This is a genomic window from Prochlorococcus marinus str. MIT 0917 (genome assembly GCF_027359575.1).
Lineage (GTDB): Bacteria > Cyanobacteriota > Cyanobacteriia > PCC-6307 > Cyanobiaceae > Prochlorococcus_B > Prochlorococcus_B marinus_D.
This window is the reverse complement of the sequence record NZ_CP114784.1, coordinates 118,496-144,919: the sequence shown is the minus strand read 5'-3', so window position 1 is coordinate 144,919 and position 26,424 is coordinate 118,496. Positions and strand designations below refer to the sequence as shown.

Here is a 26,424-nt window from a genome sequence, read left to right as displayed (position 1 = left end):
AATTTAGTATTATGGTAAAAAAATACAACTACATTTGGCCAGAAAAAGTTAAGTTACTTGTTAGGGAGCTCCATGATGAAATCAGTCTTAATAATTACAACTGGCATGAATTTAGGGGAAACAAAAAAAGAAGAAGTGCTGAATTAATTATTTCCGCAATTTCACAATTAATTAATGATGGTGAGGACGAAGAAATAGAAGACTTACTTAATCAAGCCTTATTATGGATAAGAGAAGAAATAAAAGATACAGGATGTAAAAGTCATTAAAGACTTATTTCTTTAGTGATAATTGAAGTCTATTACCTTTACTACTCCATCTGACATCATCAAAACACTTATGAATTAAATAAATTCCTCGTCCACTATTAACATCAATTTCCAAAGGTAAAGAACTCAACCTTTTATTTTTTACTATGCCTAATCCTTCATCTTGAATTTGCCAAACGAACCAGTTAGGAGTAAGAATTCTTCTAACACGAATAATTTTTTTAGGATTAGACAAGTTTCCGTGAACCACAGCATTTACAAGAGCCTCATGCAATCCCAATTCAATCTTTTTTGCTGTTTCTCTACATTTTACAGGTTCTAAAAGAGTTTCAACAAATGATGCTAGTTTTAAAGTAGAGGGATGAATAAATACAGCCCAATTTTTATAATGATTCACAATTAATTTAAATATTCCTTGTAGATTAATCTTATTTTCAAAGAATTAGCCTTGAAGCTAAATACATTTTTCAACTTAAGTCATAAATAGTATTCTATGAGAAAAAATTAAGCATTAATAATTAAATGGTCAACTTTTAGCTTTAAATCCTTGATGGTTTAGCAAGGCATCCATCAATCGAACACCTCTCAGTTGATTAACCAAAGGCATATGACCATTTGGTGCTTCAATTGACCAATCAAACGCTTTAGGATATCTAGTCCATATTCCATCTTTTTTCCAACCAATTCGAGGCCAAAGCTTGTCATATCTTCCACCTAATGAATCTAATATTTTTGCTTGAACAGTAAAGCCAAATTTCCCTCTGGAATAAACAATCCATAGCTTATCCAAAGTTAATAAATCAATAGAAGGTATTGATTCAACCTCGGAAAAATAAACATATCCTCTTTTTACCGCCTTTTCGCCTGCAAGTTCTCTAAGTTTTGAACTTGTAAAGCGGTCAGCATCCTCATAGCATTCATTTAATAAATAGCCCTGAAGAGGTGAATAATCGATACCAACTTCTGATGGGGCCTCAAACCAAGAAAAATCATCGCAATTAAGAGTATTTTTTATGAAATTTTCATCAGTTTTATGAATGAGTTGCAAAATGAAGCCAGGAGTCCAGTCACAAATACCAGGATCAAATCCAGACATCAAACTTGCTCCAAGGCTAGTAAGCTCTTCAGCCCTTTCTTCTAAACCACTTAAAGACGCAAGTCGTTTTCTTTCTGAAGCCATCTTAAAAGACTTCAATAAATCCTCTATGCTCTCCTTACTTGGATGTGCTTTTTCTTCAGTCATTGATTCTACTGCAGCCCTAAAATGACCTAGGAACTAATACTATGTCAGAGAAACCTACCAACAAGAGCTACCCCTTAACGGATTTTCGAAATTTAAGCAGTCCAATTGTTGATGTAAGAAGTCCTAGCGAATTTTGTCAAGGTCATTGGCCTGGCGCTATTAACATCCCCTTATTTTCTGATATCGAAAGAGAAATAATTGGTAAAAGCTATAAAAAAGAGAATCGCTTAAAAGCAATATTTAATGGATTAAAAGTAACTCTTCCTAACATTAAAAAACTATTAAATAGAGTCCTTCAATTGACAACAAAAGAAGAAGGGGGAAATACATCATTAAGATTATATTGCTGGAGAGGTGGCATGAGATCTAGTGCCTTTGCCTGGCTTGCACGAACAATTGGTATTAATACATATTTATTAGAGGGTGGATACAAAAGCTATAGAAAATGGGCTTTAAATCAATTTGAGGCTGATTTACCCATAAGACTTATCGGAGGTAAAACAGGCACAAGAAAGACAGATCTACTAAATTACATCAACAAAGAAAATATACATGTAATTGATCTAGAGGGAATTGCCAATCATAGAGGAAGTAGTTTTGGTTCATTAGGGATGAAGGAACAACCTACAACACAACAATTTGAAAATATTCTCGCAGAATCTCTTGATGAGTTTCACAAAACCAAGGCTGTTGAGATATGGATTGAAGCTGAAAGTTCTAATCTAGGAAAATGTCGCATACCAAATAATTTGTATACAAAAATGAAAAAAGCACCAATCATTGAAATAATAAAGACTAAAAATGAACGTGTGGAAAATTTAGTCAATCTTTATAGTCAAAATTCTCAAACTGAATTAAAAGATGCTGTAAATAGAATAAAAAAAAGATTAGGGCCACAAAGAACAAAAGAGGCATTAATTGCTATTGAGAAAAAAGAATGGTCAAAAGCCTGTGAAGCTATGCTTGATTATTATGATAAGTGTTATGAATATGAACTAAAAAAAACAAACAATATAAATTCAATTAATCTTAGTGGACTAAACATAAAATCATCTTTAAATAAAATCTTAAATGAGAACCTTAATCCCTTATAGTTTTTTAAAGGATAAGTATATTAATTAAATCCAACGAAAAATGACTGAAAGCAATGAGAATGTAGCGATTCAATTTATAAAAGGTAAGAGCGAGAAAAATCATCCTGAAATACGTTTGTATAGGAATCAAGATGGCAAAAGAGGTAAAGCAGTATATAAATTTGTTAAACCTACAACAATTACACTAAAGAATTACAAATTAGTACAGAAAATGTATTTAATAGATTCCGAAGGTGAGCTCACAACTAAAAAAATAGATTTATCTATTTCAGAAGATCATGTAAAGGAACTAAAGTCTACTTATAATTGGAATACAGAAAAAGAATTCAAGAGATTTTTGCGTTTCGCCTCCAGGCATGCAAATTCTCTCTCTAATAATTAATTAATCAAATTGAAAACGACTAGCTTTCTATCTATTACAGCTTTAATTATTTCTGTATTAATTTTATGGGGTTTAAGAGAAATAATCATATTATTTTTTGCTGCAATAATCATAGCCATGGCTCTTTGTACTATTACTGGCAAAATACGAGTTTTTCTTAAAATTCCTAGGTGGGTATCTTTAGTATTAACAATAATTTCCATATTACTAATTTCAAGTATTTCAATAGTAATAATAATCCCGCAATTCACAAGCGAATTTCAAGAATTAATCAATCAAATACCATCAGCGGTAAGCAAACTATGGGAACTTTCAATAAATACCTTTTTCAATTTTGCTGAGATTATATATAAAGATAATATTCCTAATTTATCCGATAGAACAATCTTGACAAATAAGATTAGCATGATTCCAGATGGTGCAACTCTTGCTAGTGGTGTAACAGATAGCATCACAAAATTGGTTGGTTTGGTAAGTAATGTTGGGATAGGAATTCTACAATTGTTCTTTATAATCTCAGTCAGCTTAATGATAACTTTACAGCCTAACTCATACAGAGAGGTTGCTATATTACTAGTGCCATCATTTTATAGAAGAAGAGCAAGAACTATTTTATTAAGATGTGGTAATGCTTTAAGTAGTTGGATGGCTGGAGTTCTAATAAGCTCAATATTTGTAGTAATAATTACTTCTGTTGGACTTTATTTACTAGGAATAAAACTTGTAATAGCAAATGCTTTAATAGCTGGTGTATTAAATGTTATACCAAATGTAGGCCCAACAATAAGTACTATTTTCCCTCTTTCTGTTGCATTGCTAGATACTCCATGGAAAGCAGTTGCTGTTCTTGGCTTATATATAGTAATTCAAAATATAGAGAGCTATGTAATAACTCCCTCAATAATGCACAAGCAAGTCAAGTTACTACCAGGGTTAACAATCACTGCACAATTTATATTCACTATTCTTTTTGGACCACTTGGACTGTTGTTAGCAATTCCAATGGCTGTAGTTATTCAGGTATTTGTTAAAGAAATAATTATTAATGACATATTAGAAAAAAATTATTTTTCAACAAGAATGTAAATAATAGAGATAATAATATCAGCCTTTCCAAGGATCATTCAAAGAAGAAATGTCATTTACAGATAATTCAGACACATTTATTTTTTTCAAATCCAACCATTCACACCACATTGAATTCAAGAGCCAAGCCTGAGATTGACTTTTAGGCACACCATCAATCAATTTAATTTCATATGGTTTTAATTTTTTCCATTTCTTATACTGGATTTTCCAAGTTTCATCATTTATTAGTTCACTTGTTTTTCTTAAGTATATTTTGTTAGTAGTTTATTTTTTTGCAAGCACCATTGAAAAATGCATAGTAGAAAACATTAAAATAAAAAATTTATCCAATCTATTTTAAATTTTTATTCAAATAGTAATTAATGATTTCAATCGTCAAACTCGGGCTTAGGTTTCTTTTTAACTTTACCTGAAAGTAATTGATGAAGAGCATCTAAAGAGTTATAGACCTCTTTCAGCTCAGACAACTCAGGCAATAAGCCATACTGGCCAAGCATTTGATCCAAGTCCCGAAGTTCTTGCCTGATATAACGCAAATGCGAACTAACTTCTTCTCTCTTACTTGTGGACATTATAAAATAGCTAATTGCAACTAGGAGTTAGCCTTAGCCTAATATTAGTATATAAAGCATCTACAAATTTACAAAATTTATAAACCCACAAGTTATCTCCAAACTTTCAAGCAATTTAATTACATAAAACATATAAAACTATTATTTACAAGAAAATCAGAGAGATATTGAATTTTAAAGATTGAGAGTAAAAATTGTAGAGCCAATGCCGAAAAGGCTTACTGCTTTGTAAAAAAATAACAAATATACTTTGCCATATCTTAGATATGGTTAAAAATATATATATGGATCAACAAAAAAGAAAAGACCTCAACCTGAGGCTGGGCAATTTAATACTCGCAATATCCCTTGCAACAGTCCCAACAGCCATAACTTATGGCACTCTTAGTATACATGGGCTAAATATTTGTAGAAATTTAAGCAGTAAAGTAATCCCTTCTAGCAAAATTAAAGAAAAATGTGATGAAGCAGCTTGGAATACTACAAGAAGCTATATCATACTAATTGGTTTTTTTATTACATTACCCACTTGGATGTGGTTCTACTTATCAACAAAAAAGAAAGAAGTTAGTAAAAAATAATTATCCATCATCAAGATAAAAAGCTAGAAAAGGGAAATTCAAATGATTTCTTTTGTTTTATAGATTTATTTAATTCACTATTTGAAGGCAATAGTAATTTGTTTGATGGATCATTATTAAAAATTGAAGTAATAAAATGAAGCCTAGTTTTAAGTATTTCCTTGATTAGATAATCAGCAGAGAACATACCTGGTCCCAACAAAATTATCGAGAAAGCAGACGCAAAGTAAAGCGCTAAAAGTTCTAACAAATAAATATTAAAACCTGAAGTAACGATTGCATGGTAGATAGCTACACTCATGGTCCCAAGTATTGCAGCAGCTCCTAATCTTGTACCAAGGCCGAGTATCAACAACCAGCTTCCACCGATTTCAGACCCCGCAGCCACGTAGGAAAGTGTAATAGGAAAGGGTAGGTGCAGAGGGCGTACAAAAGCATCAGCAAAATTGTTAATATCATTTAGCTTTTCAAATCCATGATGTATTAAAAGTGATCCAGTAAAAACTCTTAAAACAAGAAAAGCAAAATTTTTGAATACTGATTTATAGAAGATTGAATTGAGCAATTTAACCCATAACTAATGCAATGGACTTTAGAGATGTAAGCGCATAAAGCGTGGAAGCAAAGCACCTAGACCTTTACGATAAGTATTAATACTCATCGTAAAGGTCTAGGTGCTTTTGATCTTAAGTGCTTCAGGAATTAGTATAAGAATTAATTTAGAGCTTATTTATTAAATTTTTAGCCCTTTGAATTAACTATTTTGATCAATGATAAGGGAGCGTAGAAAGTTCTAATAAATAGTATTAATCTTTACAAGAGCAATAAAATCTATTATGTATAATTACTTTAAAAGCAAATAAGCTGTGAGCACATCATTACTTACTGCGACAGCTGCTGTTGGTCTAATAGCAGTTGCAATACCGGCACTAATTGCCTCACTTGGGTAAATATAAATTTATCTATATTAATAGTATTTCGAAGGTATAGAACTTAAACACACATAGGGAGTAAATCTATTTATGAAAAATTCAAACAAATGAATTTCCTGCCACCCATCCACTTGTCCAGCAATGCTGGAAATTAAAACCGCCAGTAACACCATCAATATCTAGGACTTCTCCTGCAAAGAATAGCCCTTTGCATAATTTACTTTCCATAGTTTTAAAATTAATTTCCTTAAGTGATACTCCACCAGCAGTTACAAATTCCTCACCAAAAGGACCACGACTATTTATTAAGTATTTTTTCATTATTAAAGATTTCACCAAAGACTCTTTTTCAAATTTAGAAATATCCGACCATTTTAATTTGGTATCAATATTTAAGCTTGATAGAAGAGCTTTCCATAAGCTTCTAGGTATCTTAGGAAAAGGTTTATTATTAAATACTAATTTCTTACCATTCTCTAATTTATATAAATCAATTTTTAATCTAGCTTCATCCTCATTAATACAAAGCCAATTTATTCTTAATTCACCATTGTATTTATTTGCGTTTAGATTTCTTGCACCAAATGCAGAGAGCCTTAAAATCACTGGGCCACTAAAGCCTTTGTGAGTAATCAAAACAGGACCTGTTTCGGTAAATCTTTTTTTGTTAACGGTAAGTTTAATTTGAACATTCAAAGTTATACCTGAACAAGTTCTTAATGAGTTTTCAGAAGAAGAAAACGAAAAAAGAGATGGCACAGGTTTAACAATTGAGTGTCCAAGACTTTTAGCCAATCTGCGACCACTAGGATGCCCCCCAGTACAAATCAAAACATTTTTTGTTTCATACGAATTCTTTCCTTTAACTAATAAATTGAAGCCCTCATTTATCTTGCTAATTTGCTTTACATGAGAATTAGTGAATATCTTTACACCAGATCTTTTAGCAACAGACGTCAAACATTTTACAACTTCTTCTGAAGAATCAGAACTGGGGAATACTCGGCCATCTTTCTCTATTTTAAGACTTAGTCCTTTTTTTTCAAACCAATCAAAAGCTTGAGTTGTAGAAAATCTATTAAATAAACCTATTAGTTGCTTTTCTCCTCTCGGATAATTATTTACTAAATTTGAGATCTCGCAACATGAGTTAGTTAAATTACATCTACCACCACCACTAATTCTAACTTTTTCAAGTACTTTTGAGGTACCTTCTAGTATTACTACAGATCGAAGTCCACTATTAATAGCTGTGATTGCCCCCATAAAACCAGAGGCTCCACCACCAATAATGACAAGATCTGAAATCATCAAAAAATAAACTTACAATAATTTATATATTAATAATATAATATATAAATTATTTATTTATTACTTTTATTTATTGAGTCAAAGATAAATTAAAAAATTAAGTAAGATTATAATTTAAACCAAAAGTGATATTAAATAAAGAAACATTGTCTTGATTCGCAGTTGAAATATTAATTCAGTTCTTTTTTGTTGTATCTTTTCAAAAAATTTAAAAAAATATGGCTGGCCCAAAAAGAGATGAAGCAAAATCAATTCTCTCCTATGTCAGACAAGAGCTTAGATATATGGATGAAGACCTCAGGAATGATGGTTTACTGCCAGAGTTATCATCACTCAGATCAGTATATGAACAACTTTCAACTTTACTAGAGCTTTCAGACGGCAGGAGAAAGAAGAAAGAGAAACCAGAATTTCCAGAAGACAAAAAGAACTAGATACTTTATCAAAGTAAAATATTTGAGAAATCAACTATTTGTAGTACTAAATCCCTATAGAATTTATTTCAGTATTTTTTTTGGATTTTATAGAACGGTGAGTCAATAGTCTATTCTGGAATTGAATATGAATATTTAATTCAAATTTAGAAATAAATCCTTATATAGAGACTAATGCCTAAAAAAAATACAAAATCTGGTATTGATTCTAATCTTTTAAGCCCTATAAATCACATTCGTTTTTGGGATAAAGGAGAAATGGCTTATTCAGCACTAAAAAAAATAAATGAGCTTAAGGCTAATAATGAATTTGAGAAAGCAAAAATAATGTTGGCTGATTGGATATTTTAAAAAATATTAGGTCAAGGAATAAAAAAATATTTAGAATCAAACCAAAAGCCAAAGTAAATTAAAGTTAATCTAAATCTCTATATATGCCCTCCATAAGAAAAAGGATTGGCTATCTTCCATCAATTAAGGCTCAAGAGACAATAACCAAAATTGCAAATAAAGAAAAACTAAGCCAGTCAAAGGTAGTAGGTATATTAGTCGAAGAGGCGTTGAAAGCTAGATTGGGACTTGATATTCAAAGTAATAATGATCTATTTAGAAAGAAACTTTATGGCAAGGAAAATAATAATGATAATTCATACTCCAGAAATAATGATCTTGATGAATTAATCTCAGATAATGGTATAACTTACAACATAAAACCGTACAACAACAATTCAGAGGTTAATGTATCCAAATCCAGAGAAAAGTTTAACGAAGAGTTATTTGAACAGTTTAAACAATTTATTATATTTCAAGAAATGGAAAAAAATAAATAATATGAATATTTTAAAATGATTTTATTAAATCAAAATCTATCTAAAACTAGTAAATAATTAAAAGGCTGGGCCATTATAAAGAATGCAGAGATCAACAAAAATGACGCATAAAACAATCCAATGAGTTAGAAAGTGAATGCATTGTTCTTTTAAGGATCACTAAAAAGTTCTTTTTATAAGAAATCTTAAAAATAAGCATGACATCAACAGCAACTCGACCAAAATCAAATTCATCAAATCTTCTTGAAGAAGCGTTAAATCAGCCTCCGATTGGAGAAACAGCTAATTTCGCATGGAATGCGACTCCATTAGGAATAGCAGCAATTTTCAAAGGAAATTCTCACTCAAAACCTCCTTATGAACAAGCTATAAAAGAAGGAGAGGAATTAGCAATGGACTTAAGTAGAGAAGAGAAAGAATTTTATTTAACTCAAAAAGGTCTTGCACTTATTTTCTACTCATAGAAATAAGTAAAAAAGAAATTTATAAATTCAAATTTAAAAGAATACTAAAATAATTACTATTTATCCTCTACAGAAGAGTCTATTACCCACTCATCACATAGCCCAAGGAGTACAAGAGCCTTATCCTCCCAATCCGTATCAATCGACCAATCATAAGGCACCTCAAAAGATAAGAAGAGCTCATTTTTATTCTTTTTATAAGTTTTACTTATTGGGAGGTTTTTATTAGAAATATTATTATCTATTAGATACATATCATCAGAGTTAACGTATTCGACATAACCAAGCTTCTTGATCTCTTCCTCAAATTTGAGTTCCAGTCTTACATTAAAACAATGTGATTCGTCCCAATCAGAGTAATGTGCGAAATATTCATCCCAAGAATTTGACATTTAATTATTGCGATTACTTAACCTTAGAGTAATAAGTGCGAATTTTTAATTGATAGCTTATAAAGATAAGGATTTACTAATTAAGTGTCAAAATAGCATGAAAGATTGAAACCTTCATTTTTTAAAAAAGTTAACTTGCTTGATCAGTTTGTAAAAGTAAGAAAATTAAAATCATTAAGGACCCAAGTTCCTAAAGTTAGCAAGCCAAAACCAGCAACAAACATCATCAAGGAAGCGACCTTATACCTGGTAGCTTCAGATCCTCTCCTAAGCAAAAAGGTATCAGCAGCAAAAGAATTTGACTGAGAAACGCTCTTTTTAGGTGTTTTTTTTCTTGATGAAAACATTTTTTAAGTTGTTCCTTTAAACTAAATTAATGGAATTTTCGATCGACTGCGAAGAATAGGTCGACTTCAACCAAACAAAAAACTATAACAAGATTCAAAGGAGTAATACTAAATCCAACTAAAAAGAATCAGAGAAGATTTAAAAGGTAAAAGGATAAATTATTATCGCGAAAAATTATTAACTCAAAAAGGAAAAAGGTTTTCATAACACAAAAGATAACTTTCTTTCATGGAAAAGAGAAGAGATGAACAAGCTAGCAAAGTAATGCAATACGTATTGATATAGAAAAATCCACACAAGCGTTACTCCTGTAAAATAGTTTTTTTTGATTTGTACCAGCATTCAATGAGGTAGATTTTCTAGACATATAAAATCACAGCTTAGTAATCAATCGATTTTCAAATAAACAAAGATTTCTCAATTTATAAAATTAAGACTAGAACTTTAATTAATAAAATAAACATATCAAATCATACCTTTAGATAAATAAATTTGATGTGTTTATAATTTAAGAGTCATTTTTAATTTATATAAATCATGTTCTGTAGAAGTATTAGTTTCAATTATTGGGAAAATTTCATACTGTCTATATGTTGTTGATAATTGTGTAACTAGTTCATTAGCCGAGTCTAGTGATTCTAAAAACTCACTAGAACAATAAACACCTTTCCATGGTCTAAATTTAAATCTCGCTAGAAATTGTCTTGATGGAATTAAAATACTTCCAAATATCATAATTTTTGAAATTTTAGATTTATTATTAATAGTCTTTGAAATCAGAGTTGATAGTATTTCGATCCTACTTGTTAGAAGTTTATAATCAGTACCAAATTGAAGCCAGATAGAACTTACCAAGCCTGATTTAAGTTTTTTTTCTAATCTTGCAATCTCTTCATCAAACAAAAAACCTGGTAGATAAGGATTAAATGCCACGCCAAAAGAAATCTCTTCATTAAAAAATAAAGGGTTATCCTTTAGCATAGATAGAGCAGAAACAGAATCTAATGTAGACCTTTTTTTAGAACCAGAGATAAGAAGTACCTGCTTACAACCAAAATATTTTATGGACTGAATAAAGCTAATTAAAGAATTTTGAGTGTTAATCCTATTCCTCTTGAATTCATGCAGAATACTAAAATGAGGAATAATATCTATATTTGGAAACTCTACTTTTGCAATTTTAATCGACTCTAATAGAAAATCTTTATTTAACGTATCCTTGCAAGGTATATTAATTTTATAAAGGTTATTTCTCTGATAAAAAGAAAGAATCTTACGAAGTTCATTAAAAGATTTAAACGATATCTCTATCCTTACATTATTCATGTTAAATAGAATATCATGCATTTACCATATACTATAAATTGAATTTCATGGTAAATCCTATCATATATAAATAGGACAGTACTTAATTTGGTTCCTATAAAACTATGAAAATTATATCCATTAAATCTCTTCTCTTAACCATTTATAAATCGCCTTACTTTTACAATCAATTTCATCTAAAGAAGAATAATAGTAATTATTCCATGAATCAGAGGGTATCGCCAGGAAAATCATTAGGTTAAGCGGGTATTCATCAGAGTCAGTACATTTACGAAAGTCGTCTCTAAAAAGAAATGTAGGTTTTCCTAATGCTATAGCGACCCCAAGCTCAACCATTACCCCTTCATCAGGAGGCGTCCCATTAACTATTGCAAATAAACCATCAGCTTGCCTCAAATCATTTAAATTTGAAGAAGCAACTTTATTAGGCCAACCAGGAGTTGAAATATCAATATTAATATTTCTAGCAAAGGGTTCCCAAACACATGCCCCCATAGACTCAAGTTTAGTAATAAATTCAGGTAAAAGCTTCAGCCTCCAATGATCAGAGAAACCATATGGAGAAGCAAGATAAAGTGTTTTATTTGACAATTTTATTAATCTTCTAATTAATCATTTACGAATTAATAATAGTCGTTTATCTTAAATATAATGTAAAAATATTATTTATTAATCTGGTTTTGAATTTTTTAATTGAATTATGCTTTGATTATTTTCAGAAAAACGCTCATTGGCATCTTTTACCAATAAAAGTGAAAGCTCCTGAACATTAACAATGAAATTCTTTTGATTCAAATACATTTTAGTTATTAAGGCCTTAATCTCTAAATTAAATGTTGAATTTGATAATAAAACGATTGAAGTCCATCCAGTAATTAAAGTTGAGAATATAAACGCTAATTTAAGAAGTTTTTGGAAAGTATTTTGCAATTTTTAAATTATAAATAAGTATTTATCATAACCAATAAAAAAGATAATGCACATAAATTAAAAAGCTTTTTAAATAGTCTTATCTCGATCAAAATCAAATTCAACCCAATTTGATGAAAGCAATTGATTCCAAGTCTTAAGTGAATCTTCCTTTGTGACCTTTCTTCTGCTTTTAAATGTCATAGGTTTACCACTTTGAACAACTCCCCACATATCAATCGTAAAATCAGCAGAGATATTTTCATTAGTAAGTTCCTTAAAGTCAAAATGAATAGCCCATTTATTTTGAGGATCTATGAGCCAACCAATAGGGGCCTCTAAGTTTTCTACTTTTTTCATCAAAAAATCAATTCTTAATTTTGTTTTTAATTAAAAAAGCAGGCTTCGTCAAGCCTAAAATCTAAAGTGAAGTTAAAGAAATAAAAATTTAAAAAAATTGAAAGAAAATTAATCATTTAAAATAAAAGATATAATAAAAAGAAGCAACAACTAAAACAAAGATGTCCTCCGAAGCGGGTAGCACGCAATGTCGAGCTTTAATAGAAGCTAAAGAAAGCCTTTTAAAAGCAATGAATTCGCTAGGTGCTATAGAGAATTCAGATCAAATACAGACAATATTACGTGACATATATAACGAATTAGAACAATTGCATGAATCCAGGAGAATAGAAGAATCTAACAATCTCAACTGAAAGAGATTAAATGCAATCCATGATTAGATTTAAAAGATTTTCAGAAAGATCTCCTAATAAATATTATTTGTTTATTAGATAATTTTTTGAATGTTGCTTTAGTAAATATTTTATAGATTTTTAGTTTTCAATCTATTTCAAAAGCAAAGATAAATACCTAAAAGAAAATTAATACTAGAAAAAAACTAATATTGCTGATAAAATAAGTAATTATGATTTAAATGTCTAAAACAAACGTCGATATCTACACATTAGAAGACCTTGATAAATTGAGATCTGCTCCAAAATTAGATAAAAAACAATCAAAAATACTATTTAATGAACTTAGTCTTATTATTCAGAAATCAGATTGGATAACGATAGGAGTGATGTCACCTTCATTAAAAAAAGGACTTAATGCAGTCAGAAGAATAGAAAAAAAATTTAAACTCAATGAAATGAAATGCATAAAATTACCAAGTATTGACGGTCCAATATTCTTAAAAGCTAATCAAAAATCAGGGGAAATTCACGCAAGAATTGAATTTGGTCTGGGAGAAGGTATTTTAATTGGTTGTCAGAATTATGACAATTCATTGCCATCAAGAACTATTGGCCCCTTTCCATTAGATTTCTTTGATGAAAAATGATATTTAATAACTCAAACTATAATATTAATAATCCAAACAAATAATAAATCTAAAAACAATCAAAAGAACAGAAAGATATGAAAATGATTGCTATCCTAATACGTATATAATAAAATCAAATAAATTACTAAAATCAAATTTAGTCATAAACAAATCGAATCAAATGTATTACCACTGTAAACCTGAGATAGAAGATTTAATACGTTCTCCACTTAATATAAATGGATAAAGAAAGAGGCAAGTTTTATCAGTCTGGTGATGGCTCCTATTTTTACTCAGCCGATGATGCATCCAAGTGGGATCTTCTAGATAGAATTGGCCAGCTTAATCTTCTTCACGTTCTAAAAAAAGAATGGGAGCCAGAAGAATCAAGCCAAAGTAAGTTAAGAAAAGTTCTTCAAGAAATAAATATTGATGAGTTTGAAGATTTCATGGCAGATATCCTTGGAATAGGTGAATCATTCGAGGAAATGGTTTATGAATTTGAAGGTAATATCAACTTAAGTCCTGAATACTTAGAGAGGGTTTATCCAGAAGAAAAAGAGAGTTTAGAAAAATTAAAAAAACAAATAAAAGAGCATAAAGAATGGAAGGAAAAACACCAAGCATCATATTCTTTTCTGGCTAGAAAGCATTTAGAAAAGAACGAATCAGATAATAACGAAAGTAATATATAATTTTGATTTAATAGATAGGCTTTCTTCGTAAGTATAAAAAAACTTTTCTACTTTAAAAGTAATTTTACGTACCAGGCTCTTGCTTGTTATAGCCAATCATCTTTAGCTGAGCTCTAATCTTAGCTGATTTATTCTTATCACCAATAGTCTGAGAAATCGCCAAAGCGAACTCAAGCTTTTCCAAGTGATGGTCTATATCTATTGGTGAAAGATTTTTCATACTTTATTATTACATTATTCTCAATCAACTGTGGAAGCAGACTCCCTTTTATGGCGGCAACGATTAATTGAATGACTAATTAACAACCAAACTATTAAATAAAAGACAAAATTTATTTACTACATGGGCTTGGCATGGATTAACTTTGATAAAAAAAATGCACCCTGTTCTTTTTAAATAAATCAAATTTCAAAACTTCCCATATTTAACTTAGTATTCAATTGATTGGAGCAAAAAGCAAATAAAGTGATTTTACCTACACAACTTCTACAAAAATCCTTTATAGTCTTAACAATTATTTACATATGAATTCATTGCCCGCTTTTTAGCCACCCTTTGCTGTTTCTATTAAGCATAGCTAAAAAGATAGGCCGAAATTGCTTCCTTAAGCTAATTCTTTCTCAAAAGTAAATTGGTTAAGCAGCGATTTACAAACAAACTCAAAGCATCAAATTTACATAAACCCATGACTTCTACCAATCCACAACCTACAAATTTAATAAATAGAGAAGACGTAAATGAAATGATTGAAAATGCAATAAGAAGGCATAATAGAAGATCGACTATAATTTCAGCTATTCTCGGTTGGATACTTATAGGTGGGTATTCATTTGGTTTGTTTCATGTGGTTCAGAGTATATAGAAATTAATAAGGTCTATATTAAAAACTATATATTAAAAAAAATAATTAAATTAACTGAGTTAAATCTGAATTCTACCTTTGGAATATTTATTGATATTATTAGATCGTTTAGATATATTAATAATATTTTTTAAAAAGTTTATCTTCTAATTTCAAAAAATCACGAAAAGATTAGTGAACTTTTTAATCTATCAACTTGTACTACTCCATTTATCTTGATAGGGGAGTTGATAATCTTCTTTATTCATTGGTATCCAACTCCAATCCAAGCATATAGAGAACTGATAACCAATCACATAAAGAGCCAGCAATGCATTGAAAAAATTTATATGCATAATAGGAGTATCCATAATTTGTGTAAAAATTTAATAAATTCTAGCTAATTTGAAAACCGAAAAGCACTTCCAATCAATAAAGTGACCATTAAAATAAATAAAGAATACTATAGAAATTTTGGAGACTGAAATTATCTATATTTTGTATATAGTTTCAGGGCTAAATATTTTAAGTTTAGGATTTTTAAATGTAAAAATTTAATGATTATTAGTTAATGGAACTTTAGGGTGGTCAGAAGGATCATCATTTAGAATAGGTGCGCATACTTGGCGACAAGATTTGCCCTGTTCATCTTCAATACAAACTTCTAAACATTCAAAATATCTATCTTGAGCGGTTTTCATATTAGTAAATTTAGTAGTAACTAAATTTACTATTGAAAAATATATATTTCTAGATTAATTAACAAAACTTTTTTAGGTAAATGCACTTACCAACGCTCATAAAAATTAAATAGTATTTCTAACGATTTTATATTTGAATCACATGTTAATACACGTTATCTTAACTCCTTTTTACCGAGAAGTTCAGTAATGATAGCTATGTCAATAGAAGATGGATCTCGGCCTGAAATCCATTTGAGGGTTGTTTTGCTCAGAATCGTTTTATTCACACATCCAAAAAATTAAGAATAGAAATAGCATTCTTTTATATTTTTGTAGGATTATTTAGATTATTTTAATTCTTGCATTAAAACAAAGTATAAATTACATATGACTAACTGTGATTTTAATAGAATAACATTCTCTATAATTCTTTAGAGTGCAAATAAAAAAATACATCTGATTTATCAAAAAACCTGAACGTTAAAATTTATTGTATAAAGAGTTACTAGGCAATTTTTATTGTCAAAATAATCATACAATAAAAAATTAATTAGATGATGAGGAATTGAATTTATCAGCTCTATATTTCTCGTTTATATATTCAGGTTTTTCTGTTTTTAAGTCTTTTAGAAAAAACTTTGCAAATTGCTGAGTCTTAAGCTTTTGCATTGGAAGAAATTAGCTTTTAATTATTTAGAGTAATATCTAATAAAAACAAGATAGCGCAAAGAGAAAGTAAACGTGAGTGGAGACCGAACAGGCATTTATTTAGATTTGAAATTTATGAAATATTTTAACGTTTTAAAATTACTTATGAATAAATAGTTAGATAAATAGAGAAACATTATAAATAGGTAAATAATTTTTATGAAATTAATATCTTATTTCTTTACCATTTTAATTAGTTGATCTAGTCCAACTCTTTGAAGTCTTTGATTTCTTCTCGCCTTTTAATATAAATAGCATCAGCAACGGAGCGATTCCCATTAATGGAACCAGAAGGTTAAAAGCATAGTTATGGGTTTCTTCCATTAAAAAAAAAATAACAAACTTTATTCTAATTAGATTTTACTGTGAGTTAATGCGTAAAAACCCTCATTAAAAACAAATAAGTCTTTTAAGTTGAAAGTAAAAATTTACATTTGCAAAAGACCAAGCCATGCCAACATTTTCTATTTATTAAAGATAATATAAAGTAATAGTCTTTGTATGTAATAAAAATGAGAGATATTTCTTTTAACGTTGACTACTTATCCCCTACAGGATTAATCGGGTTTTGGGTGCTATTCATAGGATTGATTTTTACAGGTGTTATGTTCTACTTTGTCTTTTTTAGGCTTAATGAAGGTGACGATTCATACAAGGATCGGAAAAGAAAGAACCTAGAGCAAGAAAATCAAAAGCAGAAAATAGCTAGACTTTATCCAAAGGGGAAATACTATTAATAATTTTTTTTAGATGGCTTTTTAATAACCTAAAAATTTAGATTTCTTTGAAATCTGAAAAAATACTAAATACAAGGGAAATAAGCACTTCAAGCAAAAGCTGCATCTCTCTATTACATCTCGTTTTTCTTCAGAAGCTTTTAATTTTTTTGGCAGATAAAAGTGGATAATAGAAGAGTGAAGAAAATGGCTACTAAATTAATCCAAGCCAATTTTAATTAAAACTATGGCTTCTAATCAAGCAAACAATGGAATTAGTCTTAATAAGCAACCCTCTTTTTCAGCTTCCGGCAAACAAGTTCCTGCAGCTTTGTCAATGATGGTCGACTCAATGACAAGCATGATCGAAAGAGCAAAAATTGATTTAGAGAATGTTGATCAACGAGCTAGAGCGGATCTCGAGAACATCGACCAACGGGCACGAAAAGATGTTGCGCTACTGGACCAAAGAGCAAGAGAAGATATTCAAAAAGTTGATAAAAAAGCCAGAAGAGACATAGCCATTCTTGATAAAAGAGCAAGAGAAGATCATGAACTACTGCGAAAGGTCCGCAAATCTAGAGAAATAACCTCTTGAAATTTATTGTTTGCTCATTCCAAAAAGCAGGGAGCTAATAACCAACAAAAATTCAAGCCTAAATTATTTAAATCCTCAAAACTTATATAATTTAAATCGACTTTTTTAGTAAGTACCACTTTGCCGTAAGGCCCAAGAAGCATCGACCTGGAAAAACCAGAGGGGGATTCAAAGTGAAGCTTCGTTTCCAGATAAAACTGGTGTACGTTACTTTCACGACAGCCTCCCCATATCGAAAGAGAGTCAGATCAGAGCACTTGAAAAGGCCAATACCAACAAAGCAGTACTAGAACAATCTAAACAAAATAACATCATGAGGTAGGCCAAATTGACCTTATCGTTTTTAAAACAGCCAATGCTTCTTTTTTTCTAGACAAAGCATCTTTATTATTCAAGAGATAAGTAACATGACCAAGCTTCCTACCTTTCTTTTCTTCTTCTTTTTCATACCAATGAACATTTAAGCCAGGCATAGCCCTTAAATCATCCAGCCTCTGATTAAGTGTTATTGGATAGTTAGTTGGTAAACCAAGCAGGTTTGCCATTAAAGCTCCATTAACAAGCATTACAGGCATTGGGGCTTTAATCCCAGATGAGATACATATTTGTTGATCAAACTGACTACTATTGCAGGCATCTATGGAAAAATGACCTGAGTTGTGAGTCCTTGGAGCTATTTCGTTTACAAGTAATCCTTCAGATCCGTAGAAAAATTCAATAGCAATAACTCCAACGTAATCCAACTCTGCAAGCAAAGAAGATACGACATTTCTAACCATAAGTTCAACGTCATGATTAATATCAGCTGGAGCAAGAACCCAGTCGCAAACCTGCTTGGATTGGTAGGTTTCTACGATTGGCAGACTACGAACAACCCCTTTTGAATCCCTACTAGAAACAATGGATAATTCCTTATCAAAAGAGACCCATTTCTCTAACATCCATTGCTCTTCTTTTTCAACTACTAAAAATTCTTGAAGATGTTTTGAATTTTTAATAATTTTAGTTCCTTTACCGTCATATCCACCTTTGGCAGCTTTTGCCATCAAAGGGAATCCCCAATCAGCAGGAATGTCGATTTCTGATGATTTTTTTAAAGGTATCGGCAACCAATCAGGACAGGGAATATCAAGGCTGTTTAATAGCTCTCTTTGAGTTATTTTATTAATTAAAGGTCTTATTGACTGAAGTTTAGGGATAAAAGTAACTCCCTTTTTTTCAAGCAGAAGTAAACTAGGGATATCAACCCATTCATTCTCAAAAGTAATCAAGCGAGACTTTTCGGCAAGAAGTTTTGTACCCACAGGATTAGTAGGATCATGCAAAATAACTTGATTTGTCTTTTTAGCAGCAGGATCAGTTTTGGCTGTCGTCTGAACAACGACATCAACATCTCTTTTCTTTCCAGCCTCAACTAGAAGCATTGCCAGCTGTCCTCCACCCACGACCCCAATCATTTAGTTAAGGACCTCATCATTAGAGCTTTGCTCACTTGTAGACAAACAACAAAATCGCGAACAAACAGAAATACTGTTTAAATTATGATTTTAATAAAAACATTCTTAATTCACAACCCAAATAATATTCCACTATGTGATTATTTTGATCCCGGAATAAATACTGATCGTATACGAATACATATCATTTGATTATTAAATGTGTTAGTCAAACATATAATTACTTCTATAATTTGATGATTTAACTTAATAAACCATCAAAATCTTATATCCTAACAACTGTGAATAAAGACAACCACCATATAAAAGTCTCTTTAACTAGCAGCCCATACGAAATAGTTATTGGAAAAAATAGTCTTGAGTGCATAGGAGATGAACTATGTAATATTGGTTTTAGGAAAGGACTAAAAGTATTAGTCGTATCTAATAAAGAAGTCTCTGATCAATATGGTGATTACATCATTAAAAGTTTGATTGAAAGGGAATACAATCCAAGACTTTTAATAATAAAAGCAGGAGAAGACCAAAAGAATCAATCTTCTATAGATTTAATACACGATGCAGCATATGAAGCGAGATTAGAAAGAGGATCATTAATGATTGCCCTTGGAGGTGGGGTAATTGGAGACATGACTGGGTTTGCAGCTGCTACTTGGTTGCGTGGTATTCATGTAGTCCAAATCCCTACGACACTACTTGCCATGGTTGATGCCTCCATTGGTGGTAAAACTGGCATAAATCATTCAAAAGGTAAAAATCTTATAGGTGCTTTTCATCAACCTAAATTGGTGTTAATAGACCCTAAAACATTATTTACGCTCCCATCACGAGAGTTTAAAGCAGGTATGGCTGAAATAATAAAGTATGGAGTTATTTCAGACTTAGAACTATTCGAACTTCTAGAGAAGCAAGATAATATTTCTGATCTTTCAAAAATGAATGAGAAACTACTACTAGAAATAATCAAGCGTTCTGCAAAATCTAAAGCAGATATTGTTGTAAAAGATGAAAAGGAAAGTGGAGTTAGAGCATTCTTAAATTATGGACACACATTTGGTCACGTAATAGAAAATCTTTGTGGTTATGGGAAATGGCTTCATGGTGAGGCAGTCGCAATGGGTATGGTTGCAGTAGGTCAGTTAGCCGTTCAGAGGGGATTGTGGAAAGATATTGATGCAAAAAGGCAGAAACACTTAATAGAAAAAGCAGGTTTACCCACCAAGTGGCCAAAGCTTGAAATAGAGAGTGTTCTAAGCTCACTTCAAGGAGACAAGAAAGTTAAAAATGGCAAAGTGAGTTTCGTTATGCCATTAAAAATTGGTGATGTACAATTATTAAATAATATCTCTAATAAAGAGATTCATGAATGCTTGCAAAAACTTAGCTAATTGGCTCTTCAAGAAAACGATTTCTTAAAGTCAGACCGCAACTACTATCCTTCTGAAAAGCTAACCACCTAAAGTCCCCTAGTCCAATTGGATCAACTAGCCTCAATAATGACTCTCTTCGATTTAATGCGGCTGATAGATCATTACTACTTGTATTTTGAAGAGAATAAAGAAAATTTGAAAGTCCTAACGCCAAGAGAGCTTGCCCCTGCCTAGTCTCACCCATAAACTTCCATCCATTAGTCAGAGCATAATTGATGGTTGATTCAATACATAAATGTGCTGTCAAATCACATAAGCCAGCATCTTTTAAAACATTAGGATTTGCCTCTTGATTTCTATAGGCAATAAGAGTACCGTCATTTCTCATTTTGTTGTAATAGCGCTTCGATTCCATCGCATAGTCGACAACTAATAAAGAGCCATTAATTAAAACCTTAGACAATTTTCTAAACCAACTCGGTACATCACAATGCCATTCGGTAACCCATCTATTACAAATATCCTTTGGTGGAAACTCAATCTTTAAAAGACTATTAGATTCTTTTAAAAATTTAATAATCCCAAAAGTAGGCTTAAGGTCAGCAAATTCCAAAAAAAATTCATCATTTATTTTTTTTAAAGAAACTCCCTGCCTAAAAACTTTATTGTCACTAAAAACCAATCGCTCTACAGGAAATGCATCCAAAACTTCATTAGCAATAACTACACCAGTTACTGGACTTAAGATTAGATCTTCGATGCTGCTCCAGCGACAATTTATCCCCTCCAAATCAAGAAGTAATTTTTCTTGCCGCCTTCTCATCCCTAAATTCAATTCAACTAAAACAAGCTCTATTTTACAAATCAAAGCAGGTGCGATTTCAGCAATAGCTACTATCAAATCTCTTGATAAAGTTCCTTCTCCTGGTCCAATCTCAATAAGTGAAAACAATTCGGAATCAATTCCTGATTTTTCTAGATCAAGAAGCCAATCAACTACTTGAATAGCTAATAAACGTGCAAAATCATTACTCAAAGATGGCGAAGTACAAAAGTCTCCATTCTTACCAATATTTAATTTCCCAGTTGAATAAAATCCATTTTCTGGATCATTTAAAACTAAATCCATATATCGATAGAAACTAATTGAACCGCCACTATCATTAATGCGATCAATTAACCATTGAGGACATCTCGCGGTCGGGTCAATCATGATGGAGAATAACTTCAGAGAAACTCAAGCAAATGCTGAAGAAATCATTTAAAAGAGCCATAATTTTTTGTCTGGGACTAGTAATTATGTTTTCAATGGGCGGGAGAGCATTTGCTTACAATAATCCTGAACTATTACCAAAAGAACAAACACCCATAATTGATCTCGCAAAAACTCTTAGTGAGAAACAAAGATTAGACTTGGAGAACTCACTAAATTCTTATGAACAAGAAACTGGGTGGAAAATAAGGGTTTTGTCTCAATATGAGAAAACTCCTGGTTTAGCCGTCAAAGACTTTTGGAATCTTGATGAGACAAGTTTACTTATAATTGCTGACCCAAGAGGAGGGAATTTACTTAGTTTTAATGTTGGAGATGCATATTTTGCTCTAATGCCCAGAATATTTTGGGTGGAATTACAAACTAGGTTTGGTAACCAATTTTATGTAAGAGATAATGGAGAAGACGGTGCAATCTTAGCTTCAATACAAGCTGTTGAGACCTGCTTAGACCGTGGTGGTTGTGAAGTTGTACCTGGCTTGCCCCAGGAACAATGGCAATGGACTTTGTTGACTTCTTTGTTGGGAGGAGTCATTGCAGGTTTCGCAGCCTCTCCAAGAAAAGAAAATGAATCATTTTCAATAGGATGGCTTTTGCTCCTTTCCCCACTTTGGATAATGCTATTTGGAATATTTGGAATTGCTCCTGTGGTAACAAGAACTAATGACATTTTGCCTTTAATGAGAAACATTTTAGGATTTATAGGCTCTGCAATTGGTGCATATTTGATTGCAGAAAGAAAATTTAAAGATTCTGATTTAAATAATCAAAGTTAAAATCCATTGATTATGAAAACAATAAAACCTATTGAATATTAAATTTTTTGGTTTAATAAAATCTCTTTATATGCAATTGATGCATCATTCCTAAACCATCTGTGCGATGCATGGACCAGCTTGCCATTAGAGAACTCAACCCATGAAAAATGACACAAATTCTCACCTGCAGAATCAATACCTCTTCTTGGAACACACGCAGCATTTAAATATGAAGTCCCCCATAGATCTTGAGCAAAAGTTTTTCTAGTACGATTCCCCCCTATTCTTAATTGATGATGAGTGTGGCCAAAAACGACTAATTCTGGAACCCTAAATTTACGAATTTGATCAATTGCGATACCAAGATCTTTATCGCCCCAATCCATTGATGGTAATTTCCAATCTCTGCCACAAAGACTAGAAGATTCTGATCCCAGGCCCACTGGTCCTGAATGAGCAAGTATTAATAAAGGAAAATCTAATGGTGCAGATTTGGCAGCAGAAACAATCCTTGAGACAGATTCATCAAGGCTTACTTCCCCGAATACAGACTTAACTTCTGGTGTTAAGAAAAAACCACCACCACCACTGCAAGGTCTAGCTCCAACGACAGAAAGTTGATTTAGTCCCCATTTTGATAAATTCCATGAACAATTCTTTTCACCTAACAAATCCAATTGGGTTCTTAAAACATCTCCAGATCCGTCTCTACCTCTATCATGATTTCCAAGTATTACTGAAGTAGGAATAGAAATTTTATTTATTGCTCGAATAATTCTTAAATCGCCATCAGATAAATCACCAACAAATAAAACACCATCAGGATTTAGTTCCAAAAGCAAATCCAGATCATCCTGACTCCATGACCCATGTAAATCCCCAGCGATAGCAATTCGGATATCTGTCAGATCTTTTTTTGGAAATTACCCTCTATACTGCCCCAACACATTGAGTTGGAAACTAATTACTACTGTTTCCTATTACAAGACTGATAAATCAGTCTCAAATAAAACCAAAAATCTCACTGATGAGATAAATTTTTTGCGTGAAAAAAGGAATGCAATAATTCTTGCTCATTACTATCAAGAACCTGAAATACAAGATATTGCAGATTTTATTGGGGACTCACTTGAATTATCTAGAAAAGCCTCTGAGACAAATGCAGATGTAATAGTTTTTTGTGGCGTCCATTTTATGGCTGAGACAGCGAAGATCTTGTGCCCAAACAAGACTGTTCTTCTCCCTGATTTTGATGCTGGATGTACACTTGCAGATGATTGCCAACCCGATGACTTTCAAAAATTCTTAGACAAGCATCCTGATCATTTTGCGATCAGCTATATAAATTGCAGTGCAGCGGTAAAAGCAAAAAGTGACCTGATTTGTACAAGTAGTAACGCAGTGGATCTTGTAAACAAATTACCCAAAGATCTACCAATTTTATTTTCACCCGATAGGAATCTTGGTAGATGGGTTGAACGTCAAAGTGGTAGAAAATTAACCTTGTGGCCAGGAAGATGCCTTGTCCATGAGACTTTTAATGAAGAATCACTTATAAAGTTAAAAATCAAAAATCCAAACGCTGAAGTACTCGCTCACCCTGAGTGCCAAGAAAGTCTATTAGATTTGGCAGACTTCATAGGTTCAACAAGCAAATTGCTTAATTACTCGCAAAATAGTGCGAGTAATAAATTTATTGTTCTTACTGAACCAGGAATAATTCATCAAATGAAATTAACAGCACCTTTAAAGACCTATATCGAAGTACCTGGATTAGATGGATGCAGTTGCAATGAATGTCCATACATGAGAATGAATACCTTAGAAAAAGTATATAAATGTTTAAAAGAAATGAACCCAGAATTAAAAATGGACGACAAAATTAGAGAAATGGCCTATAAGCCAATGAAAAAAATGCTGGATATGAGTAATTGAATCAATCTTATGGATTTATCCCTTTTTATTGTTGTATTAGGTGGAAGAAGTTTAAAAAGCAATATAGAATTACACGATGTAAGATGGGTTTTAGGTGAAAAGATAGAGGATACATTCGCTGAGCTTAGGAAACAATGGTTAGGAAAGAAAAGTGGACTACATATTGATAGTTATAAGTGTATTAAATATGTTGATGGATATAAAATAGTCATATCTAAATCCAATAAAGATAGTTTAATTAGCCCACAAATAGAAGATTTTTCACTTTGGTTTGTTAATTTAGGCGGGTACAATCCAAAAAAGATGTACGAAGAACACGAATTCAATCTAATTGTCGCGAAGAAACCTATTGATGCAAAGAGAAAAGCCAAAAAGAATTGGGAATCAAATTTAGAGAATAAGCATAATGATGACTATTCAGGTATAAATTATTTGGATCAAGTTGACGATTTACATCCTATAAAAATAGAGAATTGGGAAATAAATTTAATCCCAGATCCAGAAAAAAGAAGTGAAAAACTTATTCCTGACTGGTATGGATATAGAAGAATTGATAAGTGTTAACTATTTTTTCAGGGCAAAGCCTAAATTAGATTTTAAAGGGTTATAAGAATTTCTATCATCTTCAAACTTAAACTTTTTAAGTAATATATCTTCAGCCGCAAGATATTGATTATCTTTTATAGTTCCTAGATCTGAATTTGTTAATCTATTTTTATCATTTAACAAAAGGTCTACTCTAAAATCAGGTTCTATTCCATTTTTATTTATATCTTTACCACTTGGTGTTAAATATTTAGCGACTGTAACTGTTAGGCCTGAGCCATCAGATAGAGATCTTACAGACTGAACGAGTCCCTTACCAAAAGTCTTGTTCCCAACCAATACTCCTCTTTTATTATCTTTAATTGCTCCAGAGAGAATCTCGCTAGCACTCGCAGACCCTTCATCGATTAAAACTACAACTGGTCTTTTAGTTAAGGCTCTACTTTTTGCTTTTCTAATATCAGTAATACCATCTTTTGTTTTAGTACTAACAATAATTCCTGTATTTATCCATTGTCTAGCTATCTCAATGCTTGCCTCAAGCAAACCACCAGGGTTACTTCTAAGATCTAATACATAACCAAAAGGTTTTTGTTTTTCTAATTCATTAATAGATAAACTCATTTCTTTTGGAGATTTTGCATTAAATTGTTTCAACCTTAGATAACCAATTTTTGCACCTATAACTGTATTATTTATTCGACTTTCAACCACATTGATTTCAATTCTATCTCTTATTAATGAGACATTTAACAACTCTTCGTCTCTAATAATACCAAGTTCAACTTTCGTTCCTTTTTTACCTCGAATAAGTTTAACGGTACTATCTATACTCAGACCTTCGATAGGCTTACCATCTATAGATACAATTATATCCTTAGGTTTTATTCCTGCGAAAAAAGCAGGAGTGCCTTCTATTGGTGAAACGACAACAATTTGATTAGTAACTTCATCTAGAGAAATTTGAATACCTACTCCCATCAATTCACCAGTTGTATCTATTCTCATTTCATTGAATTCTTTAGGATCTAAAAATCTTGTATAAGGATCATCTAATCCCCTCAACATATCTTTTATGGCAATATATGCAGCGTCATTATCAAAATATTTAGTTAATAGTATTTCCTTTCTTAATTTAATCCAATCTTCTGCCTTATATTTTCCTGAATAGTCCAAAAAGTCGCGATATATAATTTGCCATACCTGATCAATAATCTCCTTTGGATTATTAGTAATCAAAGTAGAAGAATTGGCCTGGAAGGAAAAAGATGGCGAAGGGGAAATAAATAATAACAAACATATTTTCAAAAAACTCTTTAACATGACTATCAAATAATTTTTCT

37 protein-coding genes and 1 other RNA gene are annotated in these 26,424 nt (G+C 31.4%); 18 read left to right on the top strand and 20 right to left on the bottom strand.

What is annotated here, in order from left to right; translation table 11 throughout:
• Positions 1-11: 11 nt before the first annotated feature.
• The gene (locus O5637_RS00785) at positions 12-269 is read left to right on the top strand and encodes a DUF6439 family protein (RefSeq protein WP_269605266.1); all 258 of its coding nucleotides are present in this window, start codon (positions 12-14) and stop codon (positions 267-269) included.
• A gap of 4 nt (positions 270-273) precedes the next feature.
• Here the strand turns inward: O5637_RS00785 and O5637_RS00780 are convergent, their stop codons facing one another.
• Positions 274-666 (bottom strand): ATP-binding protein, encoded by a 393-nt coding sequence (locus tag O5637_RS00780; protein WP_269605264.1) that lies wholly within the window; start codon positions 664-666, stop codon positions 274-276.
• A 129-nt stretch (positions 667-795) separates the two neighbouring features.
• Positions 796-1,512: a GUN4 domain-containing protein gene (locus O5637_RS00775; RefSeq protein WP_269605262.1), complete on the bottom strand. Its 717-nt coding sequence runs from the start codon at positions 1,510-1,512 to the stop codon at positions 796-798.
• Between the two features lie 41 nt (positions 1,513-1,553).
• Between O5637_RS00775 and mnmH the strand changes: the two genes are divergently transcribed.
• Genes mnmH through O5637_RS00760 form a run of 3 tightly spaced genes read left to right on the top strand, consistent with a single transcriptional unit; the run spans position 1,554 to position 4,074 of the window.
• Positions 1,554-2,606 carry a tRNA 2-selenouridine(34) synthase MnmH gene (mnmH, locus tag O5637_RS00770; protein WP_269605260.1) on the top strand — a complete coding sequence of 351 codons (1,053 nt, stop codon included), beginning with the start codon at positions 1,554-1,556 and terminating at the stop codon, positions 2,604-2,606.
• Between the two features lie 40 nt (positions 2,607-2,646).
• Complete coding sequence (gene psb28 / locus O5637_RS00765) at positions 2,647-2,988, top strand: photosystem II reaction center protein Psb28 (protein WP_269605259.1); 342 nt, start codon at positions 2,647-2,649, stop codon at positions 2,986-2,988.
• Positions 2,989-2,997: 9 nt separating this feature from the next.
• On the top strand, positions 2,998-4,074 hold the full coding sequence (locus tag O5637_RS00760; RefSeq protein ID WP_269605258.1) for an AI-2E family transporter: 1,077 nt from the start codon (positions 2,998-3,000) through the stop codon (positions 4,072-4,074).
• Between the two features lie 18 nt (positions 4,075-4,092).
• On the opposite strand, the gene O5637_RS00755 is transcribed toward O5637_RS00760, so the two are convergent.
• On the bottom strand, positions 4,093-4,224 hold the full coding sequence (locus tag O5637_RS00755) for a hypothetical protein (RefSeq protein WP_269605256.1): 132 nt from the start codon (positions 4,222-4,224) through the stop codon (positions 4,093-4,095).
• 221 nt (positions 4,225-4,445) lie between these two features.
• Positions 4,446-4,649, bottom strand: a complete 204-nt coding sequence (locus tag O5637_RS00750) for a hypothetical protein (RefSeq protein ID WP_011293667.1) — start codon at positions 4,647-4,649, stop codon at positions 4,446-4,448.
• Positions 4,650-4,933: 284 nt separating this feature from the next.
• On the opposite strand from O5637_RS00750, the gene O5637_RS00745 reads away from it, so the two are divergent.
• Positions 4,934-5,230, top strand: a complete 297-nt coding sequence (locus tag O5637_RS00745; protein ID WP_269605253.1) for a hypothetical protein — start codon at positions 4,934-4,936, stop codon at positions 5,228-5,230.
• A 10-nt stretch (positions 5,231-5,240) separates the two neighbouring features.
• Here the strand turns inward: O5637_RS00745 and O5637_RS00740 are convergent, their stop codons facing one another.
• Together O5637_RS00740 and O5637_RS00735 are read right to left on the bottom strand one after the other, a co-directional pair.
• Positions 5,241-5,795: a DoxX family protein gene (locus O5637_RS00740; RefSeq protein WP_269605251.1), complete on the bottom strand. Its 555-nt coding sequence runs from the start codon at positions 5,793-5,795 to the stop codon at positions 5,241-5,243.
• Between the two features lie 466 nt (positions 5,796-6,261).
• Complete coding sequence (locus O5637_RS00735) at positions 6,262-7,473, bottom strand: NAD(P)/FAD-dependent oxidoreductase (RefSeq protein ID WP_269605249.1); 1,212 nt, start codon at positions 7,471-7,473, stop codon at positions 6,262-6,264.
• Positions 7,474-7,691: 218 nt separating this feature from the next.
• On the opposite strand from O5637_RS00735, the gene O5637_RS00730 reads away from it, so the two are divergent.
• The 4 genes from O5637_RS00730 to O5637_RS00715 all read left to right on the top strand — a co-directional run bounded on the left by O5637_RS00730 (position 7,692) and on the right by O5637_RS00715 (position 9,201).
• Positions 7,692-7,907 carry a hypothetical protein gene (locus tag O5637_RS00730; protein ID WP_269605247.1) on the top strand — a complete coding sequence of 72 codons (216 nt, stop codon included), beginning with the start codon at positions 7,692-7,694 and terminating at the stop codon, positions 7,905-7,907.
• A gap of 174 nt (positions 7,908-8,081) precedes the next feature.
• The gene (locus O5637_RS00725; RefSeq protein WP_269605245.1) at positions 8,082-8,258 is read left to right on the top strand and encodes a hypothetical protein; all 177 of its coding nucleotides are present in this window, start codon (positions 8,082-8,084) and stop codon (positions 8,256-8,258) included.
• An 83-nt stretch (positions 8,259-8,341) separates the two neighbouring features.
• Entirely contained in the window at positions 8,342-8,737 is a 396-nt protein-coding gene (locus tag O5637_RS00720; protein ID WP_269605243.1) for a hypothetical protein, read from the top strand.
• Between the two features lie 197 nt (positions 8,738-8,934).
• Positions 8,935-9,201 carry a hypothetical protein gene (locus tag O5637_RS00715; protein ID WP_269605241.1) on the top strand — a complete coding sequence of 89 codons (267 nt, stop codon included), beginning with the start codon at positions 8,935-8,937 and terminating at the stop codon, positions 9,199-9,201.
• A 56-nt stretch (positions 9,202-9,257) separates the two neighbouring features.
• Here O5637_RS00715 and O5637_RS00710 read toward each other — a convergent pair whose 3' ends face one another.
• From O5637_RS00710 to O5637_RS00685, 6 genes are all read right to left on the bottom strand, one after another.
• Positions 9,258-9,593, bottom strand: coding sequence for a hypothetical protein (locus tag O5637_RS00710; RefSeq protein ID WP_269605239.1), 336 nt, complete (start codon positions 9,591-9,593; stop codon positions 9,258-9,260).
• Between the two features lie 143 nt (positions 9,594-9,736).
• Positions 9,737-9,940 (bottom strand): hypothetical protein, encoded by a 204-nt coding sequence (locus tag O5637_RS00705; RefSeq protein ID WP_269605237.1) that lies wholly within the window; start codon positions 9,938-9,940, stop codon positions 9,737-9,739.
• Between the two features lie 502 nt (positions 9,941-10,442).
• The gene (locus tag O5637_RS00700; protein WP_269605235.1) at positions 10,443-10,922 is read right to left on the bottom strand and encodes a hypothetical protein; all 480 of its coding nucleotides are present in this window, start codon (positions 10,920-10,922) and stop codon (positions 10,443-10,445) included.
• Between the two features lie 465 nt (positions 10,923-11,387).
• Positions 11,388-11,858: a nucleoside 2-deoxyribosyltransferase gene (locus O5637_RS00695; protein WP_269605233.1), complete on the bottom strand. Its 471-nt coding sequence runs from the start codon at positions 11,856-11,858 to the stop codon at positions 11,388-11,390.
• Positions 11,859-11,936: 78 nt separating this feature from the next.
• Positions 11,937-12,197 carry a hypothetical protein gene (locus tag O5637_RS00690; RefSeq protein WP_269605231.1) on the bottom strand — a complete coding sequence of 87 codons (261 nt, stop codon included), beginning with the start codon at positions 12,195-12,197 and terminating at the stop codon, positions 11,937-11,939.
• 69 nt (positions 12,198-12,266) lie between these two features.
• Positions 12,267-12,536 (bottom strand): DUF1651 domain-containing protein, encoded by a 270-nt coding sequence (locus tag O5637_RS00685; protein ID WP_269605229.1) that lies wholly within the window; start codon positions 12,534-12,536, stop codon positions 12,267-12,269.
• A gap of 161 nt (positions 12,537-12,697) precedes the next feature.
• Here O5637_RS00685 and O5637_RS00680 point away from each other — a divergent pair, with 161 nt between their 5' ends.
• The 3 genes from O5637_RS00680 to O5637_RS00670 all read left to right on the top strand — a co-directional run bounded on the left by O5637_RS00680 (position 12,698) and on the right by O5637_RS00670 (position 14,195).
• Positions 12,698-12,889: a hypothetical protein gene (locus O5637_RS00680; RefSeq protein ID WP_269605228.1), complete on the top strand. Its 192-nt coding sequence runs from the start codon at positions 12,698-12,700 to the stop codon at positions 12,887-12,889.
• Between the two features lie 221 nt (positions 12,890-13,110).
• Positions 13,111-13,518 carry a DUF1824 family protein gene (locus tag O5637_RS00675; RefSeq protein ID WP_269605226.1) on the top strand — a complete coding sequence of 136 codons (408 nt, stop codon included), beginning with the start codon at positions 13,111-13,113 and terminating at the stop codon, positions 13,516-13,518.
• Positions 13,519-13,739: 221 nt separating this feature from the next.
• Positions 13,740-14,195, top strand: coding sequence for a hypothetical protein (locus tag O5637_RS00670; protein ID WP_269605224.1), 456 nt, complete (start codon positions 13,740-13,742; stop codon positions 14,193-14,195).
• Positions 14,196-14,259: 64 nt separating this feature from the next.
• Here the strand turns inward: O5637_RS00670 and O5637_RS00665 are convergent, their stop codons facing one another.
• The gene (locus O5637_RS00665) at positions 14,260-14,415 is read right to left on the bottom strand and encodes a hypothetical protein (protein ID WP_269605222.1); all 156 of its coding nucleotides are present in this window, start codon (positions 14,413-14,415) and stop codon (positions 14,260-14,262) included.
• Positions 14,416-14,881: 466 nt separating this feature from the next.
• On the opposite strand from O5637_RS00665, the gene O5637_RS00660 reads away from it, so the two are divergent.
• On the top strand, positions 14,882-15,058 hold the full coding sequence (locus tag O5637_RS00660) for a hypothetical protein (RefSeq protein ID WP_269605220.1): 177 nt from the start codon (positions 14,882-14,884) through the stop codon (positions 15,056-15,058).
• A gap of 191 nt (positions 15,059-15,249) precedes the next feature.
• Here O5637_RS00660 and O5637_RS00655 read toward each other — a convergent pair whose 3' ends face one another.
• Together O5637_RS00655 and O5637_RS00650 are read right to left on the bottom strand one after the other, a co-directional pair.
• Positions 15,250-15,408, bottom strand: a complete 159-nt coding sequence (locus tag O5637_RS00655; RefSeq protein WP_269605218.1) for a hypothetical protein — start codon at positions 15,406-15,408, stop codon at positions 15,250-15,252.
• Positions 15,409-15,591: 183 nt separating this feature from the next.
• The gene (locus tag O5637_RS00650) at positions 15,592-15,738 is read right to left on the bottom strand and encodes a hypothetical protein (RefSeq protein ID WP_269605217.1); all 147 of its coding nucleotides are present in this window, start codon (positions 15,736-15,738) and stop codon (positions 15,592-15,594) included.
• Positions 15,739-17,391: 1,653 nt separating this feature from the next.
• Here O5637_RS00650 and O5637_RS00645 point away from each other — a divergent pair.
• The gene (locus O5637_RS00645; RefSeq protein WP_269605215.1) at positions 17,392-17,742 is read left to right on the top strand and encodes a hypothetical protein; all 351 of its coding nucleotides are present in this window, start codon (positions 17,392-17,394) and stop codon (positions 17,740-17,742) included.
• 108 nt (positions 17,743-17,850) lie between these two features.
• Here O5637_RS00645 and ssrS read toward each other — a convergent pair.
• Positions 17,851-18,032, bottom strand: a non-coding RNA gene (gene ssrS, locus O5637_RS00640) — 6S RNA.
• 21 nt (positions 18,033-18,053) lie between these two features.
• Entirely contained in the window at positions 18,054-19,199 is a 1,146-nt protein-coding gene (locus O5637_RS00635) for a 5-(carboxyamino)imidazole ribonucleotide synthase (RefSeq protein WP_269605213.1), read from the bottom strand.
• Positions 19,200-19,480: 281 nt separating this feature from the next.
• Between O5637_RS00635 and aroB the strand changes: the two genes are divergently transcribed.
• Entirely contained in the window at positions 19,481-20,587 is a 1,107-nt protein-coding gene (gene aroB, locus O5637_RS00630; RefSeq protein WP_269605212.1) for a 3-dehydroquinate synthase, read from the top strand.
• Here aroB and O5637_RS00625 read toward each other — a convergent pair.
• Positions 20,580-21,782, bottom strand: coding sequence for a class I SAM-dependent methyltransferase (locus O5637_RS00625; protein WP_269605210.1), 1,203 nt, complete (start codon positions 21,780-21,782; stop codon positions 20,580-20,582). The genes aroB and O5637_RS00625 overlap by 8 nt on opposite strands.
• An 86-nt stretch (positions 21,783-21,868) precedes the next feature.
• On the opposite strand from O5637_RS00625, the gene O5637_RS00620 reads away from it, so the two are divergent.
• A complete protein-coding gene (locus O5637_RS00620) occupies positions 21,869-22,618 on the top strand; it encodes a TPM domain-containing protein (protein WP_269605208.1) in 750 nt (249 codons plus the stop codon).
• Positions 22,619-22,656: 38 nt separating this feature from the next.
• Here the strand turns inward: O5637_RS00620 and O5637_RS00615 are convergent, their stop codons facing one another.
• Positions 22,657-23,442 carry a TIGR04168 family protein gene (locus O5637_RS00615; RefSeq protein ID WP_269605206.1) on the bottom strand — a complete coding sequence of 262 codons (786 nt, stop codon included), beginning with the start codon at positions 23,440-23,442 and terminating at the stop codon, positions 22,657-22,659.
• A 106-nt stretch (positions 23,443-23,548) separates the two neighbouring features.
• On the opposite strand from O5637_RS00615, the gene nadA reads away from it, so the two are divergent.
• Positions 23,549-24,535 (top strand): quinolinate synthase NadA, encoded by a 987-nt coding sequence (nadA, locus tag O5637_RS00610; protein ID WP_269605204.1) that lies wholly within the window; start codon positions 23,549-23,551, stop codon positions 24,533-24,535.
• Between the two features lie 9 nt (positions 24,536-24,544).
• A complete protein-coding gene (locus O5637_RS00605) occupies positions 24,545-25,099 on the top strand; it encodes a DUF1543 domain-containing protein (protein WP_269605202.1) in 555 nt (184 codons plus the stop codon).
• On the opposite strand, the gene O5637_RS00600 is transcribed toward O5637_RS00605, so the two are convergent.
• On the bottom strand, positions 25,100-26,404 hold the full coding sequence (locus O5637_RS00600; RefSeq protein ID WP_269605201.1) for a S41 family peptidase: 1,305 nt from the start codon (positions 26,402-26,404) through the stop codon (positions 25,100-25,102).
• Positions 26,405-26,424 lie beyond the last annotated feature (20 nt).